This window comes from Bradyrhizobium sp. CCBAU 45389, from assembly GCF_028128625.1.
GTDB lineage: Bacteria > Pseudomonadota > Alphaproteobacteria > Rhizobiales > Xanthobacteraceae > Bradyrhizobium > Bradyrhizobium liaoningense_B.
Window position 1 is genome coordinate 79,945 of record NZ_LBIY01000098.1, and the last position, 17,051, is coordinate 96,995.

Below are 17,051 nucleotides of genomic sequence, written 5' to 3' on the forward strand. Positions count from 1 at the left end.
GGCGTGGAAAGCTCAATTGCCCCCGGGCTGGGCGAACGACAGCCGCTCGGCCAGGACGGCGGCCTGCGTCCGTGAGCCGACGCCGAGCTTGCGCAGGATGGTCGAGACATGGCCCTTCACGGTCTGCTCGGCGATATCGAGCTCGCCCGCGATCTGCTTGTTGAGCTTGCCCTCGACGATCATCGCGAGAATGCGCAATTGCTGCGCCGACAGCGTCGCCATTCGCGCGGCCAGCTCGACATCGGCGCTCTGGATCGAGCCGCGACCGCCGACGTTGGGCGGCATCCAGATTTCACCGGCGAGGATTTTCGTGATCGCATCCGCCATCTCGGGCAGGCTGAGCGATTTCGGGATGTAACCGGACGCGCCATAGGCAATGGCGCGGCGGATCGTGGCGGCGTCCTGCCGTGCCGAGATGATCGCCACCGGCACGGTCGGGAATTGCGCCGACAGGATGAACAGCGCGGCAAATCCCTGGATGCCCGGCATCGTAAGGTCCCACAGGATCAGGTCGATCTCGTCGGACTGGGCCGACAGCACGCCCAGCGCCTCGTCGAGCGACTGGCAGGCGACGATGTCGAGATCGGGCAGCACGGTCGAAAGCGCGCTGCGCAACGCAGCCTGCACCAGCGGATGATCGTCGCCGATCAGGATGCGCATTGTCAGGGGGTCTCCTGTTTCGTCGCGAGCTGCCGGCTCAAGGCCTCGCTGCCGAGGAAGCGCCGCAGCGCCGCCGGCTTGACCGGCTTCGACAGGATCTCGCAGCCGCGCGCCCTCGCCTCCTGGCGCACCGCCTCGCTGCGATCGGCCGTGACGATCAGCGCGCGGACGTCGCGCCCCGACTTCTGCCTGAGATCGTCGAGAAAGTCCAAGCCGCTGCGACCGCCGTCGAGGTGATAATCGAGCAGCACGAGGTCCGGCGGATCGGCTGCGGCGGCCGCCATCGCCGCGTCGGCGTCCGCGGCGACCAGCACATGGTGCCCCCATCCGCCGAGCAACGCCGCAAGGCCGTCGAGAATGGCCGCCTCATTGTCGAGGCACAGGATCGCCAGCGCCCGCTCGGCGACCGCGGGCGGCGCATTTGCCGGCTTGCGCTGAAGCGGCGTTCCCGCTCCGCGCACCAGCGGCACGGTGACGGCAAAGCACGAGCCCTGTCCGGGCCGCGATCGGACGTCGACGGGATGGCCCAGCAACCACGAGACGCGATCCACGATCGCAAGGCCGAGGCCCAGGCCTTTCTCCGAACCTGGCGCCAGACGCTGGAACTCCTCGAAGATCCGCTTCTGATCCTCCGCCGCGATCCCGACGCCGGTATCCCAGACCTCGATGCGCAGATCACCGCCGCGCCGCCGGCAGCCGAGCAGGATACGGCCCTTCGGCGTATAGCGCAGCGCGTTCGACAGCAGGTTCTGCAGGATCCGCCGCAGGAAATTCGGATCGCTGCGCACCGCCAGCCCGCAATCGACGACGCGCAGGACGAGCCCGCGCTCGCGCGCCATCGCCGAGAACTCCACCTTCAACTGCACGAGCAGATCGGCGATCGGGAAGTCGAACGGCTCGGCGCGAACGGCGCCGGCATCATAGGAGGAGATGTCGAGCAGCCGGTCGAGCACATGCTCGGTCGAGCGCAGCGCCGTGATCGCGCTGCTCGCCAGATTGCGCTCCTTCTCTGCTCCGCCGGATGGCGTCGCGGCGTGCAGGCTCTCGTCGAGCGCGGACAGGAACAACCGCGCCGCGTTCAGGGGTTGCAGCAGATCGTGGCTGGCCGCCGCCAGGAAACGGGTCTTGCCGAGATTGGCCTGCTCGGCCTCCGCCTTGGCCTGCTCGAGCGCCTCGGTGCGCTCGCGGACGCGCAGCTCGAGACCCTCATTGGCCCGCCGCAGCGCTTCCGCGGCGCGATGGCGCTCGGTGACGTCGGTATAGGTCGAGACGTAGCCGCCCTCCGCAATGCGATCATAGACGATCTCGAGCACGGTGCCGTCGGGCCGCTTGCGCTCGTACCGGTAGGGCCAGCTCTGCGTCGCGACATCGCGATTGACCAGGAGTGCTGCGAATTCGGAGGCGGCATATTCGCCCCGCTCGACGTTGAAGGCGATCAGCTCCGCCAGCGGAAGGCCGACGCGCACGAAGTCCGGCGGCAGGTCCAGAAGCGCGATGAAGCGGCCGTTCCAGGCGGTGATGTTGAAATCGGCGTCGAACGCGCAGATGCCCTGCGGCACGCTTTCAAGCGTGCTCTGCAGAAGCGTGCGGTTGAAGCGCAACGCCTCGGAGGCCTCGTCCAACATCGCCATCGCCTCCCGCCGCGACAGCGAGTGCCCTTCCAGCGACGCCGCGATCACCACGCGCGCCGACGCCGCGCCGATCGCACCGGCGAGAAGGTTCTCCGTGAAGCGGATCGAGTCGAGATCGACGAGGCCCGATGGATCGAGACGCGGCCCGGCACCGGTCGTGCGGGCAGCCAGATAACCGTCGAATGCCGCCGCGCCCCGCTCCACGCCGACAAAGCGCAGCGTCAGCGCGCGGAGATCGTCGAGACGGACCACCACGCGCGATGACAGTTTTGGAACCATCTCGCGGACGACGCCGTCGGCAAACGCGGCGGCCTGGTTGCGCTCGACGGTCGATTGTCGTCCGAGCGCGGAGAATGCCAGGAAACAGACGAGGTTGGCGGCAAGGCTCCACAGCGTGGCATGCGAAATCGGATCGAGCCCCTCCAGTCCGAACAGCGCGTTCGGCTTGAGCCAGGCGAGCTGCCAGGGGCCATGGCGCACGATCTCCTCGCCCCCAGGCCAGAGCGGCGCGGCCGAGGGAAGCAGCAGCGTGTAGGCCCAGATGCAGAATCCGGCCGCGATCCCGACCGACGCGCCGACCTTGTTGGCGCGCGGCCAGAACAAGCCTCCGACGAAGGCCGGCCCGAACTGCGCGACCGCAACGAACGACAACAGACCGATCACGGTGAGCGGATAGGACTGGTTGACCAAGCGGTGCATCAGATAGGCGAGCAACAGGATGCCGAGGATCGAGAACCGGCGCACCGCCACCAGCACCGAGGTCACCGGCCGGCTCTGCGCCCGCAGGCCGAAGAAGCGCGAGCGCAGCAGCAGCGGCATGATGACGTCGTTGCAGAGCATCGTGCTCAGCGCGACGGACGTCATGATCACCATGCCGGTGGCGGCCGACAGCCCGCCCAGGAACGCCACCAGACTGACGGCGCCGGCATCCGCCGCGATCGGCAGTGAAATGACGTAGGTGTCGGGATCCATCATGGCGCCGAACCTCGTGAGCCCAGCCGCGGCGATCGGCAGGATCAGCAGGCTGAACAGCGCAAGGTAAGTCGGGTAGAGCCAGGCCGCGGTGCGCGTGTGGTTCGGGCTCTCATTCTCGACGACAGCGACATGGAATGCCTGCGGCAGGCACAGGAAGGCGATGGCGGAGATGATGATCGTCGAAGGCCAGACCGGCAGTGTCGGGTCGAAGCTCAGGATTCCCGCCAATTGCGGATCCGACTGGAACTGCGACAGCAGTGCGGCCGGCCCGCCGGATAGTCCGAACAGCACGAACAGCGCCACGATCAGGAATGCCACCAGCTTGACGACGCTTTCGAAGGCGATCGCGAGCATCAGTCCGCGATGATGCTCGCTGGCGTGAACATGCCGGACGCCGAACACGATCGCGAACAGCGCCATCGATGCCGCCACGCCGAACGCGGAGTCCTGCCAGAACCGCAGCGCCTCGCCGCCGGCCCGCTCGGGCTGCAGGATCAGATAGTCAAAACTCTTGCCGACCGCCTTGAGCTGAAGCGCGATGTAGGGAAGCACCCCGAGCAGCGAGGCGAGCGTCACGAAGGCCGCCAGCACCTGGCTCTTGCCGTAGCGCGCGGCGATGAAGTCCGCGATCGAGGTGACGTTCTGCGCCTTCGCGATCGCGATCACCTTGGACAGCAGCCGCTGCCCGAACAGCAGCACCAGGGTCGGACCGACATAGATCGTGGCGAAGTCCAGACCGCTGGTGGCGGCGCGCCCGACCGATCCGTAGAAGCTCCATGAGGTGTTGTAGACCGCAAGCGTCAGGCAATAGCTGATCGCGGCCGCCCAGGAGTTCGGCGAAACCAGCGGCCCGCCGGCGCTCCGCCGGTCGCCCCACCAGGCAACCAGGAACAGCGTGGTCACATAGCCGACAGCGACAGTGAGAACGAACCACGCCTGCAAGAGATCCTCACCCGAGACCGTCCGATCCGCCCGCAACAAGCGGGACGCGGGCGGATACTAGAGCGTTTTCCAGCGAAGTGGACATCGGTTCGCGTAAAGAAAACGCGTCAAAACAAGAATCTAGAGCTTTCAATCGCGTGGAAGGCACTTTCGGGATCGGCGGCCGGGAGCCCGGCCGCCGATCGAAGCTTGACGTCAGGCCGCCTCGCGCGACACCCGCGCCTGCGGCAGGCCCTTGAGCACGAGGTTGACCACGACGGCGACCACGATGTTGAGCGCCAGTGCCAGCACGCCGGTGTAGATCGCGACCTTGCCGGCTCCGAAATCGATACCGTGCAGCGGCTTCAACCCGTCCGACCAGGCCAGCCACGATCCGCCTGCGAGGCCGACGGCCCAGCCGGCCAGGAGCGCGGTGCTCGAGAACCAGTTCAGATAGAGACCGAACACAAGCGCCGGCAGCGTCTGCAGGATCCAGAGGCCTCCGAGCAGCTGCAGGTCGAGCGCGAACTGCGTCGGCATCAACAGGATGGCAACCAGCGCGCCGACCTTCACCAGCATGGAGGTGATCTTGGCGACCTTCGCTTCACCGGCCGGCGTCACCTTCGGATCGACCCACACCTTCCAGAAGTTGCGGGTGAACAGGTTGGCCGCGCCGATGCTCATCACCGCCGCCGGCACCAGCGCGCCGATGGCGATCGCCGCGAAGGCGAAGCCCGCGAACCAGCTCGGGAACAGCGTCTTGAACAGCTCGGGCACGACGTCGTTGTTGCTGGCGAGCTTGAGCCCCGCCGCATGACCCATGTAACCCAGCAGCGCAAGCAGACCGAGCAGCAGCGTATAGGCCGGCAGCAGCATCGCATTCTTGCGAATGGTGTTGCCGCCGGACGAGGCGAAGATGCCGGTCAGCGTGTGCGGGTACATGAAGGCGGCGAGCGCCGAGCCGAGCGCCAGCGAAGCGTAGGGCACAATCTGCGCCGGCGACAGCAGGATGCCGCCCGAGCCCTTCGCCGCGAATGCCGCATCCGCCGCGGTGAAGATCGCGCCGTATCCGCCGAGCTTGGACGGCACGATCGCGATCGCGGCGATCACCACGATGTAGATCATAATGTCCTTGACGAAGGCGATCAGCGCCGGTGCGCGCAGGCCCGACGAATAGGTGTAGAGCGCCAGCACCAGGAAGGCGAGGACGAGCGGCACCTCGCCGTGAAGGCCAAGCGCCTTGATCGCCACCTCCATGCCGATGAGCTGGAGCGCGATGTAGGGCATCGTCGCAAGCACGCCCGTCGCCGCAACGGCGAGCTCGAGCCCGCGCGAGCCGTAGGCACCGCGCACCACGTCGCCCGCGGTGACGTAGCCGCGCTCCTTGGCGACCTTCCACAGCACCGGCATCACCGCGAACACGAAGGGATAGACAATGATGGTGTAGGGCAGCGCGAAGAAGCCGTAGGCGCCGACCGCATAGACCAGCGCCGGAACGGCGATCACGGTGTAGGCGGTGTAGAAGTCGCCGCCGACCAGGAACCAGGTGATCCAGGTCCCGAACTTGCGGCCGCCGAGGCCCCACTCGTCGAGATGGGCGAGCGTCTCCGGCTTGCGCCAGCGCGAGGCGACGAAGCCCATGCCGGTGACGAGGATGAACAATGCGAGGAAGACGGCGAACGCCGCGCTATCGACATCAGTCAGCACGGCGCACGCTCCTGTAGACGATCCAGGTGAGCAGCGAGGTCAGCGGCACCCAGGCGAGCTGGTACCAGTAGAAGAACGGGAAGCCGAACAGCTGCGGCTCCCTTGTATTGTAGAACGGCACGATCATCAGGCCGATGAACGGCAACAACAGCAACAGGCGTACCACGCGCTCTCCTCCCCTGTGAGTGAAGTCGACGCGCCTTTTCGTGGGCGCGACTTGAGCGCGATATAGCTGACAACGACGGCCAGCCCCTCCCCTACCTTGGCTCGGCCAGACCCCCATACTTTCGTATCGTCATTGGACTCTCGCCGCCCTGATCAGCGCGCATGCCGCGGTCGTCGCGCGATGCCGCGTATCGCGCGTGAGACGAATGATGGACGGAGGGACCGCTACTGCCGTCTGCGCTCGTTCGACGGCGCCGGCTTCGGCGGCTCGGGCGGCGGGGCGGCTTGCGATGAGTTGCTGGCCCCGAACAGCACGCGGGTCGGATTGCGGTCGAAATTGTTCACGGCGCGGCTGATGTCGCCCAGCGTACGGCGGCCATCGCTGATCAACGCACCGGAGCGCTTGTCGAAATCGTCGGCGAGTTCGCGGATCGACTTCACCGCCTGGAACAGCTCGCCGCCGTCCTTGCCGCCGGCCAGCGTGTTGAGGCCGAGCATGAGGTTGTCGGCCTTGAGCATGACGCCGTCGACCTTGGCCATCACGCCGTCGATCTTCTCGGAATTGCGCGCCAGCGAGTTGGTGAAGGTCTCCAGATTCTTCAGCGAGTTCTTCACCGATTCCTGATTGTCGGCGACGATCTTGTTGATGTTCTGCAGCGTGCCGCGGATCGCCTCGGTGACGTCCTGGAGCTTGTTGGGGTCGGCCGTGAGCGTCGGGATGCCGTCCTCGTCGAGCGGCGGCGGCGGTGCCGCCTCCTCGCCGCCCTTGAGCGAGATCGCGGCAACGCCCGTGAGGCCCTGGAATTCGAGGCCGACCAGGGTGTCCTTGCGGATCGGGGCGTTGTTCTCGACCATGGCGAGTGCGACAACCCGCCGCGGGTTGTCGAGCTTCACCGAGACCACCTCACCTACCCTGATACCGTTGAAATTGACGCTGCCGCCGTTGCGCAGGCCCGCCGCCGGGCCCTCGAACACGACGCGTAAGGGGCTGCGCTGCTTGGTGGTGTGCAGCGACTGGAACCAGAGCACGAAGCCGATCGCCGCGGCGATCACCGCCAGCGTGAACGATCCGATCAGGACGTAATTCGCCCGCGTTTCCATGAAGTACTCCGGCTACTCAACTCATGACCGCGCGGGCGCGCTTGCCATGGAAATACTGCCTCAGCCAGGGATGCTGCGAGGCCTGCATGTCGGCGATCGACCCTGCCGCAATGATCTTACCGTTCCCTAAAACGGCGATGCGGTCACACGCGGTGTAAAGGCTGTCGAGATCGTGGGTTACCATGAAAACGGTCAGACCCAAAGTGCGCTGGAGCGTCCGCACCAGCTCGTCGAAATCGCCGGCGCCAATCGGATCGAGACCCGAGGTCGGCTCGTCCAGGAACACGAGGTCCGGATCGAGCGACAGCGCACGTGCGAGCGCGACGCGCTTGATCATGCCGCCCGAGAGTTCCGACGGGAAACGCTCGGCAACTTCCGGCTTGAGCCCGACCATGGCGAGCTTGGCCATGGTGATCTCGTCCATCAGCCGCTGAGAGACGCGAAGATATTCGCGCATCGGAAACTGGATGTTCTGCCGCACGGTCAGCGAGGAGAACAGCGCGCCCTGCTGGAACAGCACGCCCCAGCGCCGCTCGACATTACGCCGCTGCGACGTGCTGGAGGAATCGAGGTCGACGCCGAACACTTCAATGCTGCCGGCGACCTTCGGCACGAGACCGATGATGGTGCGCGTCAAGACCGACTTGCCCGCGCCGGAAGGACCGACAAAGCCCAAAATCTCGCCGCGCTTGACGTCGAGGTTGAGCCCGTCGAGCACGCGCGTCGTGCCGAACTGCACGGTGATATCGCGGACGCGGATGATGGGATCTTGAATCTCGCCAGCCATCGTCACATTCCGATCGAGGCGAAGAAGATGGCGAACACGCCGTCCATGACGATGACGAAGAAGATGCCCTTCACCACCGACGCCGTGGTGTGCTGCCCCAGCGATTCCGCGCTGCCCTGCACCGCGAGGCCCTCGACGCAGGCGACGATGCCGATCACCGCGGCCATGACAGGTGCCTTCACGATGCCGACGATGAAATGGTCGATCGAGATGGCGTCGCGCAGGCGCAGCAGGAAAGCTTCGGGGTCGACCCCGCCATAGAGCCAGGCGACGAGACCGCCGCCATAGAGCGCGGCCATGGCGCCGAGGAAGGCGAGGATCGGCAGCGCCAGCACCAGGGCCAGCATGCGCGGCAGCACCAGCACCTCGATCGGGTCGAACCCCATCGTGCGCAGCGCGTCGATTTCTTCCCGCATCTTCATCGAGCCGAGCTCGGCGGTGTAGGCGCTGCCCGAGCGGCCCGCGACCATGATCGCGACCAGGAGCACGCCGATCTCGCGCAAGACCAGAACGCCGAGCATGTCGACGACGAAGATGTCGGCGCCGAAGCGGCGGAAGTGGAAGATGCCTTGTTGCGCGATGATGCAGCCGATCAGGAAGGTGATCAGCACGATGATCGGCACCGCGCGCCAGCAGACCTGCTCCATGTGGTGCACGGTCGAGGTCAGGCGGAACGAGCGCGGGTGGATCAGCACACGAAAGCCCGCCGCCAGCACCGCACCGAGCATGTCGATCAGGCCTGCCACGGTGCCGCCGACACCGGCGACAGTGCGGCCGATCTGCTCCAGCATGCCGGTGATGGTGATCGTCGAGGTCTCGACCACGGGCGTCGCCCGGACCCGCCGCACCTCGTCGACGAGGCTCGAATAATTGGCGGACAGCCCCGCGATCTGCGCCTCGACCGCGCCTTGGGTCAGGCTGCGGCGCAGCCGCTCGATCAGCCAGGCGCCGAACGTGTCGAGCTTGGCGACCTCGGAGACGTCGATGAAGATGCTTTGCGGACCGCCGGCGAGCTTCTCGGCATCCGCCACCATCCGTTCCAGGACCGGCGCGAAGCTCGCGGTCCAGGTTCCGGTGGCGCAGAGTGCCAGCGCGTTGCCCTTCGCAATCCGTTCCAGCTTCGGATCGCTATTCAAGATGTCCGCTCCCGCGCCGGGGCGCAAGAAACAGATGAATTCAGATAGTTGCGCACGCGCCCTTACCCAGAGAAGGTATCCCCAAGTGGTTAATGTTAGTTGCTACAGGTAACTAGCAGGTTCAGATTTCGCCAGAGTTCAAAATGACTTCCAGCAAAGTTCCGGCACTTCGGGCACGAATCGAGCGCTTTCCCATCGCCGGCAGCTTCACGATCAGCCGGGGCGCCAAGACCGAGGCCGTCACCGTTGTGGCCGAAGTAAGCCATAATGGCCTCACCGGCCGCGGCGAATGCGTGCCCTATCCCCGTTATGGCGAGACCCCCGAGGCGACCCTTGCGTCCATCCAGGCGATGCAGGACGCCGTAGCCGGCGGCCTGACCCGGCAGGCCTTGCAGGCCGCCATGCCGCCTGGTGCGGCCCGCAACGCGCTGGATTGCGCCCTGATCGACCTGGAGGCCAAGGCGGCCGGCCGGCGGGCCTGGAGCCTGCTCGACCGCCCGATCCCCGGTGAGCGCACCACGGCCTACACGATTTCGTTAGGCACGCCCGAGGCCATGGCGGCAGCCACCGCCAAAGCGGCGCACCGGCCGCTGCTCAAGATCAAGCTCGGCGGCGACGGCGACCCGGAGCGCATCGCGGCCGTGCGCAAGGCGGCTCCGGAGTCCGAGCTGATCGTCGATGCCAACGAGTCCTGGACCGAGGCCAATCTGGAGCCCAACCTCGCCGCCTGCGCCGCTGTCGGCGTCACCCTGGTCGAGCAGCCGCTGCCATCAGGCAAGGACGAGGCGCTGGCGCGGATCCGGCGGCCGCTCGTGGTCTGCGCCGACGAGAGCGTGCATGACCGCGCCTCGCTCGCCTCCTTGCGCGAGCGCTACGACGCCGTGAACATCAAGCTCGACAAGTCCGGCGGCCTCACCGAGGCGCTCGCGATGGCCGACGCCGCGCAGGCGCTCGGCTTCGAGATCATGATCGGCTGCATGGTCGCGACCTCGCTGTCGATGGCCCCCGCCATGCTGGTGACGCCGCAGGCGCGCTTCGTCGATCTCGACGGCCCCTTGCTGCTGGCGCGCGACCGCGATCACGGCCTGCGTTATGACGGCAGCCTGGTCTATCCGCCGGACTCCTCGCTCTGGGGCTGAGCCTTGAGCCGGTGCCGCGCCGACCAGATCACGAGCGCGCCGGCCGCGGCCATCGCGGCCATGACGTAGTACAGGCCATCACCGATGCGGGCGTAGATCGCGCCTGACGCGATCGAGGTGATCGCGCCCAATAGCCCGCTGCATGCGGCGTAATAGCCCTGCCCCCGCGCGAGCTGATGCGACGGCACGCGCTGCACCAGCAAGCTCATGGTGCCGACGATGGTCATGCCGAAGGTCAGGCCATGGCCGAGCTGCACGATCGCGAGCAGCGCCAGCGGCGGCTCGTTGGCGGTGACGATCCAGCGCACCACGGCGCTCAAGCCGCCGATCGCCATCATCGAGGATGGATGCAGCACGAAGCGCGGCGACAACGCGAACACCACGATCTCGGCGATCACGCCCAGCGTCCACAGCCCCGCGATCGTCAGCCCACTGATCCCATGGAGCTGCCAGTTGATGGCGGAGAACGTGTAATAGGCGACGTGGCTGCCCTGGATCAGCGCCGCCGAGGCGATCAGCGCCCAGAAGCCGACATCGCGCAGCAGCGCCGTGTCGGGGCGCGTCTCGGCGCTCTTGCGCCTGATGTCGTCGAGCGGCTGCAGCCGCAGGCTGGCGAGCACCGCAACGACGGCCCAGGCCACGATCACCCAGATCAGATCGCGCGCCGCGATGATGTCGACGAGATAGCCGCAGGCGAGCGAGCTGGCGGCGAACGCCGCCGAGCCCCACAGCCTGAGGGGTCCGTAGTCGAGACCGTAACGGGCGACGCCGCGCAGCGCGTAGGCATCGGTCAGCGGAGTCGACGGCGTCCACATCATGCAGGTGAGCGCGTAGATCAGGAACAGCGCCAGCGGCTGCTGTTGCAAGCCGACGGCCGCAAAGCCGATCGCGGTCGCCAGCACCGACAGCATCATGCCGGCGCGAATGGCATGCCGCTTTTCGGCAAAGGCGGTGATCTGCGGCAGCGTGGTGAAGCGCGTGATCGCCGGCAGCGCATTGATGAGGCCGATCCAGGCCGCGTCGATGCCGATCGCCTTCAGCCAGACCGGGAAGAACGGCAGCTGCGTGCCCGCCACCGCGAACAGCGCTGAATAGAACAGGGCGAGGCTCACGGCGAATCGCCGCTTTACGGCCGCTGGCGTGGGGATTTGTGATTCGGTCTGCATCAAACCAATTGCGATTCGGTCGATATCGTGGTGATCGTTACTGTAACGCGCACTGATTTGCGCGACGAGATTGTCATGGCCAACGAAGCATTCGCCCTTTCGCCCATGTCTGCCCGCGCGGCCGAGCCGAACGAGCAGGATTACGACGCGATCCGCGAAGCCTTCATGGAGACCGCGCGCGGCCGCTGGTTCCTCGGCGAATATGCCAAGCGCAACCGCAATGCGGATACCCGCATGGTGCTGGATGCGGTCGCGAAAATCGAAGAAACCCTTGCGGCACAGCGACAACCCGTCGTCGAGGACCGTCTGCCGGAGGCGCTGGTCGAGATCCGCCGCGCCATCCGCGAGGCCGAGACGATCGCGATCGCGGCGTTCGATCCCGCCGCGATCGAGGCAAGTCTCGCGCCGATCCCGCGCGGCGTGCGCATCATCAAGGAGATCTCCTGGCGCTGGCGCGAGATCGGCGCCGACGGGCGAATCTGCGACCTCATTGATTCGCAGCTCGCCTCGATCGAGGCCGCCTGCGGACAGATCTCGACCATCGACCCCCGCGTCGAGCTCAAGGCCGCATTCGATCTGCTCAGGGACCGGATCGAGCAGACCGAAGGCGGCGCAACGCCGCAGGCAGAGCATCCCTCGCCGGCTCCGGTGCAGGAGGCGCCCTCCGCGGTGGCGGAAGCTGCGCAGGTCGCACCCGCCGAGATGGCGAGCGAAGCTCCCGTGGCTTTTACGGAGACGCCGCAGGACATCACCGCGGCTCCCGAACCCGAAGCAGCGGTTGAGGAAGCCGGCAGCGCTGAAGCATTCGCGATGGCCGAGCAAGCCATGGATGCGACCGTCGCGCCGGAGGCCGCTGCCGACAGCGAGATCGCGCCCGACAACGCCGCGCTCGAAAACGCCGCGGTTGAAGACGTCGCTCTCGAAGAGCCGACCACAGAGCCCAGCGCGGCCGCCGAGGTCACCGACGCGCTTTCGCTCGATGCCGCCGCGGAAGCCGAGGACGAAGCCATCCTCGAGGCCATCGCGCTGGAGATGGCCGCGCCCGATCCGGAGTTCGACGAGATCATCGAGCCGGTCGAGATGGCCGTCGCGAGTCCGGAGCCGATGGCTGCTGAGGCCGCAGCTCCGATCGCCGCCGAGCTTCCCGAGCCGGTCGCACCACAGCCCGTCGCCACAGCGATCGCGGAAGAGCCCGCGGCCCATGCACCGATCGCGATGGACTCGCTCGCGCGCCTCACCGACGCCATCGCGGAAGCTGCGGCCGAGGTGATGGAGCAGCAGGCCCCCGCCATGGCCGCCACGGCATCACTCGCCGCAGCACCGGCCGCAACGCTGCCGATGCCCTCGCCCTTACCTTCTCCCTCGCCCGAGCCCTCGCTCGGCGCCACCATCCTCGCCAGCGGCATCCTGCAAAAACCCCGCGCGCCCGCCAACGACCCGCTCGCGCCGATCCGCCGCATGACCCAGGCCGAGAAGATCGCGTTCTTCTCGTAAGCGGGCGGGCGCCCGCATTAGCCCTATTTGAAGAAAGCCTGGCCGGTCGAGGCATCGACGCCGCCGTCAACCGGCAGATTCACCCCGTTCACAAAGCTTGCATCCTCGCTCGCGAGGAATGCGATCACACTTGCGACTTCGTCGGCCCGCGCTGCACGTCCCATCGGAATGCGTTCGACCAGCCGCGTGAGCAGTTCGGGATGCTTTTCGAACGCCGGAGTTGTCATGTCGGTGAGCGTGGTCGTCGGGCAGACCGCATTGATGCGCACCCCCTTTGCAGCGAACTCGATGGCCAGGCTGCGCGTGAGATTGCTGACGGCGCCTTTCGCTGCATTATAGAAACTCAGGCCCCGATCGCCACCGAGCCCGCACAGGGACGATACGTTCACGATCGTGCCGCGGCTATCGATCAGATGCACAAGCGTGGCCCGCGTCATGTTGAGGAGGCCGTCGACATTGACCGCGAAAACATCGCGCCAATGTTGGATCGGCATATCGAGGAAATCCCCGATTCCTCCCTTCCCCGCATTGTTGACGAGGATGTCGATCCGGCCGAAGCGCCGCACCACGTCGGCGACCAGGCTCTCGACATCGGCGGCGACCGAGACGTCGCCGGGCCGGATCAAGCAACGGTCCGCACCGAGCTCGGCGGCGACTTCGGCGAGCTTGAACTCCCGGCGCCCGTTCAGCACGACGACGGCCCCTTCAGCGTGGAAGCGCCTCGCGGTGGCCGCACCAATGCCGCTGCCGGCCCCCGTGACGATGACGATCTTGTCCTTGAACCGAGACAGCATGCCGGCAACTCCATCCGAAACCCGAGGTGCCGGTGAGTTAGTGCACGCAGACGACAGCTGCGTTTCAGCTGGGCTCAATTTGGTTACGGTTGAAACCGCCACGCGATGCTTTTCGTGTGGACCGCGTCAAGCGATGCTCCCTCCACATCGTCATTGCGAGCGCAGCGAAGCAATCCAGAATCCCTCCGCGGACAGACTCTGGATTGCCTCGTCGCTTCGCTGCGCTCGCAATGACGACAGTACCAATTCCGGCATCCTGAGGTGCGAGGCGCACGATGCGCAGCATCGTGCGGGGAGCCTCGAAGGATCAACCGTTCAATGCCGCAATCGTCGGATTGATCGAGGTGGTCAGGCGTTTCCCCTAGCCGCTCGCGATCACCCGCAATTCCACACCGCACCGATCGGCGTGCGCGTCCAGCACGGCCCAAAGCTGCCGCCGTTGTAGCGGCCGCCGCCGAAGCCGGGCCGGCCGAAATAGTGCCACTCGCCATCCCAGCGGTAATACTGCGGCACCGGGTCGATGTACCAATGACGGCGCTCACTCCGCGCGAGGCGACGCATCGCGTCCTTTTGCTTGTAGAGCGGAATGCTGTTGCTCAGCGGCTGACGATAGCCCGGCAGGAAGCCGTAGCCCTTCCAGACCGGCTTGGGACGCTTTTGCACGGGCTCAGCGGGCGCGACAGCGGGCAGCAGCGACAGGATGACAGCAACGAATAGACACACAAGACGAGACATGGATCGACCATAGACAATCAAATGCAGGCAGGCCACTCAAATTCGAGTGCGAGGCTTTTCGCCGCCTCGGTCAATATCCCGCACACGCAGCCATGCCGGCTTTCGCGGAATCGTTGTGCGTTGGCTCGCGGCGATCGGGTGGCTGACCGATCTGATGACGTCCCCCGGCTGATCACGCCCATCCGAAACGCGGGAAGCCCGACCATCGTGCAATAATTGATCCGACCTATCGGCACTCCGTTGCTGTACTGTCTGCTTCACTATTCGTGGTGCCCTGTCGGAAGGAGCACACATGTCCACGGCGATCTCGACGCTCGGCGGGGTAGGTCTCTTCCTGCTCGGCATGACCGTGATGACGGAGGGCCTGAAGACGCTGGCCGGCTCTGCGCTACGCACGGTGCTCGGCATGGCTGCGTCGACGCCGCTGCTTGGCTCGTTTTGGGGGGCCGTGGTCACGCTGCTGGTGCAGTCCTCCAGCGCAACGACCATGACGACAATCGGTCTCGTCAGCGCCGGCCTCTTGACCTTCCAGCAAGGGTTGAGCCTCGTCTTCGGCGCGAATATCGGCACCACCGGGACCGGCTGGCTGGTCGCGCTGATCGGCGTCCGCGTCTCGCTCACAGCCGCGGCGCTGCCGATGATCTTCGTCGGCGCGTTGACCAAGCTTCTCGGCAAAGGACGAATCTCCGGGGTCGGCGCCGCGCTCGCCGGCTTCGGACTTGTGCTGTTCGGCTTGACGACCCTGCAGCAGGGCATGGGCGGCCTGGCTGAACGATTGCACCCGGCGGACCTGCCCGCAGTCCTCGGCAGTTCCGGGGTGTCATGGTGGTCGGGCCTCTTCGGCGTGCTGGCGCTGGTCGTGATCGGATTGGTCATGACCGCGCTGATGCAATCGTCGACGGCCGCGATCGCGGTGACCCTGTCCGCCTATTTCGCGGGCGCGATCGGGCTGGACCAGGCCTGCGCCCTGATCATCGGCCAGAACATCGGAACAGCGACGAGTTCCGCCCTGGCCGCGATCGGCGCGAGCCCGACCGCGAAGCGGCTGGCCATCGCCTATGTTCTTTTCAAGCTGATTGCCGCACTCATCGCTTTGGTGGCTTTTCCCATCGTAACGCCCATGCTGCTGCGCGCCTCTGACACGATCGACGGCGTCACGCTGCTCGCCGGCTACCACACGGCCTTCAACGTCGTCGGCGTCGCGGTCCTGCTGCCCCTGATCCATCCGTTCACGCGACTGGTCGAACGGATTCTGCCCGAGCGCGGCTCGCCGCTGACGCGATGTCTCGATCCTTCGGCGCTTGAGACCCCGATCGTGGCGGTGGAAGCGGTACGGCGCACGATCGCGCGCGTGCTCTTGACGGTGTGCAGTTCGGTCGAGGCGAAACTGGCCGGCCGCGCTGGATCGATACGCCTGGGGAAGGACGCTGTATCCGTAGAGGAGGCGGCCGATGCCGTGCGCCAGGCCCAAATATTCCTGTCGGATGTAGCTGGACCGCCTGAGACCGACGACGAGCAACAGCGTCTGACGCGCACGCTGCACACCCTCGACCACGCGTCCCGGCTGACGGACCTCGCAAGTGGAGTAAACAATTTCGCTTCGGTGGCAGGCGGGCCGGAGGACATCCGCGCCGGAGAGCTATGTGCCGAAATCATGCGAAGCGCGGCTGCGATTGCGCGCGGCGTGGCGGCGCCGCCCCGCGCCGACGGATCGCCGCATTCCGTAGCTGCCTCGCGTGCCGGCGACGCCATGGCCGGTCCGCGCGCCGCCCCGCCCGACGAGGCGATCGCCGAGCTCGAGCGTTGTACGACACAGCTCGCCGAAATGCTGCGCACCCATCGCAGTGCGACGCTAGGCGCGGTCGCCAATGGAACCCTGACCGCCGACGCCGCCCTGCTTCGCGTCGAGGCGGTGCGAAACCTCGAAGCCCTGTCGCAGCACGCATGGCGCTCGGCAGCTCATCTGGTGGGGCGGGGCTAGCGCGGAGATATGTTCAAACAGCAGCCTGAAGCACGATGACCGTTCGCCCAATCTCATCGCGATTCAGATCACGCCTTTGCGGATCAGGAAGCACCCATACCCCCTGCTGTCCCCCACCTGCACCACGCCGAAGCCCGCTGCCGCCGCGCGATAAAAATCCGGACGCGAGAGCTTGCCGGGGGTGACAGTGCGGCCAACAGCGCGCTCGATCTCCGCGAGCACGGCGCGCTGCACGTCGGGGACGCGATCGGGATCGTCGACCGGCATCATCACGCGCACCGGATCCGGATCGAAATCGTCGAGCGGATAGACCGACATGATGGCGCGGATGGCGGTCTCCATGCTCATGCCCGGCAGCTGGATCAGGCGCTGCGACGTCGTATCTTGCGCGATACGGGTCGCGGGATGATTGGCATCGACGAAAACGAGGTCGTCGCCATGGCCCATGGAGGCGAGCAGCCAAAGCAGGTCGGGCGTCAGGATCGGATCGATCGATTTCAGCATGTGACGGCATTTCCTCAGGCAAGCAATGTCATTGGCCGGCAACCGGCCATTCACCATAGCAGGTTCCAAGCGTGATTCAGATCACGTAGCCTACCATGGTGACAGGGATCACGGACCCCGAACTCGAACGCGGCCAGTCTGCCTCGCAACCAATC

General features: G+C 66.3%; 14 protein-coding genes. 3 read left to right on the forward strand and 11 right to left on the reverse strand.

Annotation, left to right across the window (positions count from 1 at the left end):
* Window positions 1-12: 12 nt before the first annotated feature.
* The 7 genes from XH79_RS36420 to XH79_RS36450 all read right to left on the reverse strand — a co-directional run bounded on the left by XH79_RS36420 (window position 13) and on the right by XH79_RS36450 (window position 9,083).
* Window positions 13-666 (reverse strand): response regulator, encoded by a 654-nt coding sequence (locus XH79_RS36420; protein WP_212343300.1) that lies wholly within the window; start codon window positions 664-666, stop codon window positions 13-15.
* Window positions 663-4,208 carry a hybrid sensor histidine kinase/response regulator gene (locus XH79_RS36425; RefSeq protein ID WP_271584805.1) on the reverse strand — a complete coding sequence of 1,182 codons (3,546 nt, stop codon included), beginning with the start codon at window positions 4,206-4,208 and terminating at the stop codon, window positions 663-665. Before XH79_RS36425 ends, XH79_RS36420 begins: the two co-directional genes overlap by 4 nt.
* Before the next feature lie 195 nt (window positions 4,209-4,403).
* Window positions 4,404-5,894 (reverse strand): monocarboxylate uptake permease MctP, encoded by a 1,491-nt coding sequence (gene mctP, locus XH79_RS36430; protein ID WP_271584806.1) that lies wholly within the window; start codon window positions 5,892-5,894, stop codon window positions 4,404-4,406.
* On the reverse strand, window positions 5,884-6,060 hold the full coding sequence (locus tag XH79_RS36435) for a DUF3311 domain-containing protein (protein ID WP_212342893.1): 177 nt from the start codon (window positions 6,058-6,060) through the stop codon (window positions 5,884-5,886). The genes mctP and XH79_RS36435 overlap by 11 nt, the downstream gene beginning before the upstream one ends.
* Window positions 6,061-6,284: 224 nt before the next feature.
* Complete coding sequence (locus tag XH79_RS36440; protein WP_271584807.1) at window positions 6,285-7,160, reverse strand: MlaD family protein; 876 nt, start codon at window positions 7,158-7,160, stop codon at window positions 6,285-6,287.
* Between the two features lie 16 nt (window positions 7,161-7,176).
* A complete protein-coding gene (locus XH79_RS36445) occupies window positions 7,177-7,947 on the reverse strand; it encodes an ABC transporter ATP-binding protein (RefSeq protein ID WP_212342891.1) in 771 nt (256 codons plus the stop codon).
* Between the two features lie 2 nt (window positions 7,948-7,949).
* Window positions 7,950-9,083 carry an MlaE family ABC transporter permease gene (locus XH79_RS36450; protein WP_212342890.1) on the reverse strand — a complete coding sequence of 378 codons (1,134 nt, stop codon included), beginning with the start codon at window positions 9,081-9,083 and terminating at the stop codon, window positions 7,950-7,952.
* Between the two features lie 143 nt (window positions 9,084-9,226).
* On the opposite strand from XH79_RS36450, the gene dgcA reads away from it, so the two are divergent.
* Window positions 9,227-10,222: an N-acetyl-D-Glu racemase DgcA gene (gene dgcA, locus XH79_RS36455; RefSeq protein WP_271584808.1), complete on the forward strand. Its 996-nt coding sequence runs from the start codon at window positions 9,227-9,229 to the stop codon at window positions 10,220-10,222.
* On the opposite strand, the gene XH79_RS36460 is transcribed toward dgcA, so the two are convergent.
* Window positions 10,192-11,388 carry an MFS transporter gene (locus XH79_RS36460; protein ID WP_271584809.1) on the reverse strand — a complete coding sequence of 399 codons (1,197 nt, stop codon included), beginning with the start codon at window positions 11,386-11,388 and terminating at the stop codon, window positions 10,192-10,194. The genes dgcA and XH79_RS36460 overlap by 31 nt on opposite strands.
* 75 nt (window positions 11,389-11,463) lie before the next feature.
* Here XH79_RS36460 and XH79_RS36465 point away from each other — a divergent pair, with 75 nt between their 5' ends.
* Window positions 11,464-12,882, forward strand: a complete 1,419-nt coding sequence (locus XH79_RS36465; RefSeq protein ID WP_271584810.1) for a hypothetical protein — start codon at window positions 11,464-11,466, stop codon at window positions 12,880-12,882.
* 23 nt (window positions 12,883-12,905) lie between these two features.
* Here XH79_RS36465 and XH79_RS36470 read toward each other — a convergent pair whose 3' ends face one another.
* Window positions 12,906-13,778: an SDR family NAD(P)-dependent oxidoreductase gene (locus XH79_RS36470; RefSeq protein ID WP_271584811.1), complete on the reverse strand. Its 873-nt coding sequence runs from the start codon at window positions 13,776-13,778 to the stop codon at window positions 12,906-12,908.
* Between the two features lie 273 nt (window positions 13,779-14,051).
* Window positions 14,052-14,411 (reverse strand): hypothetical protein, encoded by a 360-nt coding sequence (locus XH79_RS36475; protein WP_026311971.1) that lies wholly within the window; start codon window positions 14,409-14,411, stop codon window positions 14,052-14,054.
* A 292-nt stretch (window positions 14,412-14,703) separates the two neighbouring features.
* On the opposite strand from XH79_RS36475, the gene XH79_RS36480 reads away from it, so the two are divergent.
* Window positions 14,704-16,392, forward strand: coding sequence for a Na/Pi cotransporter family protein (locus XH79_RS36480; RefSeq protein ID WP_271584812.1), 1,689 nt, complete (start codon window positions 14,704-14,706; stop codon window positions 16,390-16,392).
* A 63-nt stretch (window positions 16,393-16,455) separates the two neighbouring features.
* On the opposite strand, the gene XH79_RS36485 is transcribed toward XH79_RS36480, so the two are convergent.
* A complete protein-coding gene (locus XH79_RS36485) occupies window positions 16,456-16,896 on the reverse strand; it encodes an RbsD/FucU family protein (RefSeq protein ID WP_271584813.1) in 441 nt (146 codons plus the stop codon).
* Between the last annotated feature and the right edge of the window lie 155 nt (window positions 16,897-17,051).

Excerpts from the sequence above, each read along its gene's own strand:
- dgcA (WP_271584808.1), top strand. The coding sequence starts at position 9,227 with ATGACTTCCAGCAAAGTTCCGGCACTTCGGGCACGAATCGAGCGCTTT.
- XH79_RS36445 (WP_212342891.1), bottom strand. The coding sequence starts at position 7,947 with ATGGCTGGCGAGATTCAAGATCCCATCATCCGCGTCCGCGATATCACC.
- XH79_RS36440 (WP_271584807.1), bottom strand. The coding sequence starts at position 7,160 with ATGGAAACGCGGGCGAATTACGTCCTGATCGGATCGTTCACGCTGGCG.
- XH79_RS36480 (WP_271584812.1), top strand. The coding sequence starts at position 14,704 with ATGTCCACGGCGATCTCGACGCTCGGCGGGGTAGGTCTCTTCCTGCTC.
- XH79_RS36460 (WP_271584809.1), bottom strand. The coding sequence starts at position 11,388 with ATGCAGACCGAATCACAAATCCCCACGCCAGCGGCCGTAAAGCGGCGA.
- XH79_RS36475 (WP_026311971.1), bottom strand. The coding sequence starts at position 14,411 with ATGTCTCGTCTTGTGTGTCTATTCGTTGCTGTCATCCTGTCGCTGCTG.
- XH79_RS36485 (WP_271584813.1), bottom strand. The coding sequence starts at position 16,896 with ATGCTGAAATCGATCGATCCGATCCTGACGCCCGACCTGCTTTGGCTG.
- XH79_RS36465 (WP_271584810.1), top strand. The coding sequence starts at position 11,464 with ATGGCCAACGAAGCATTCGCCCTTTCGCCCATGTCTGCCCGCGCGGCC.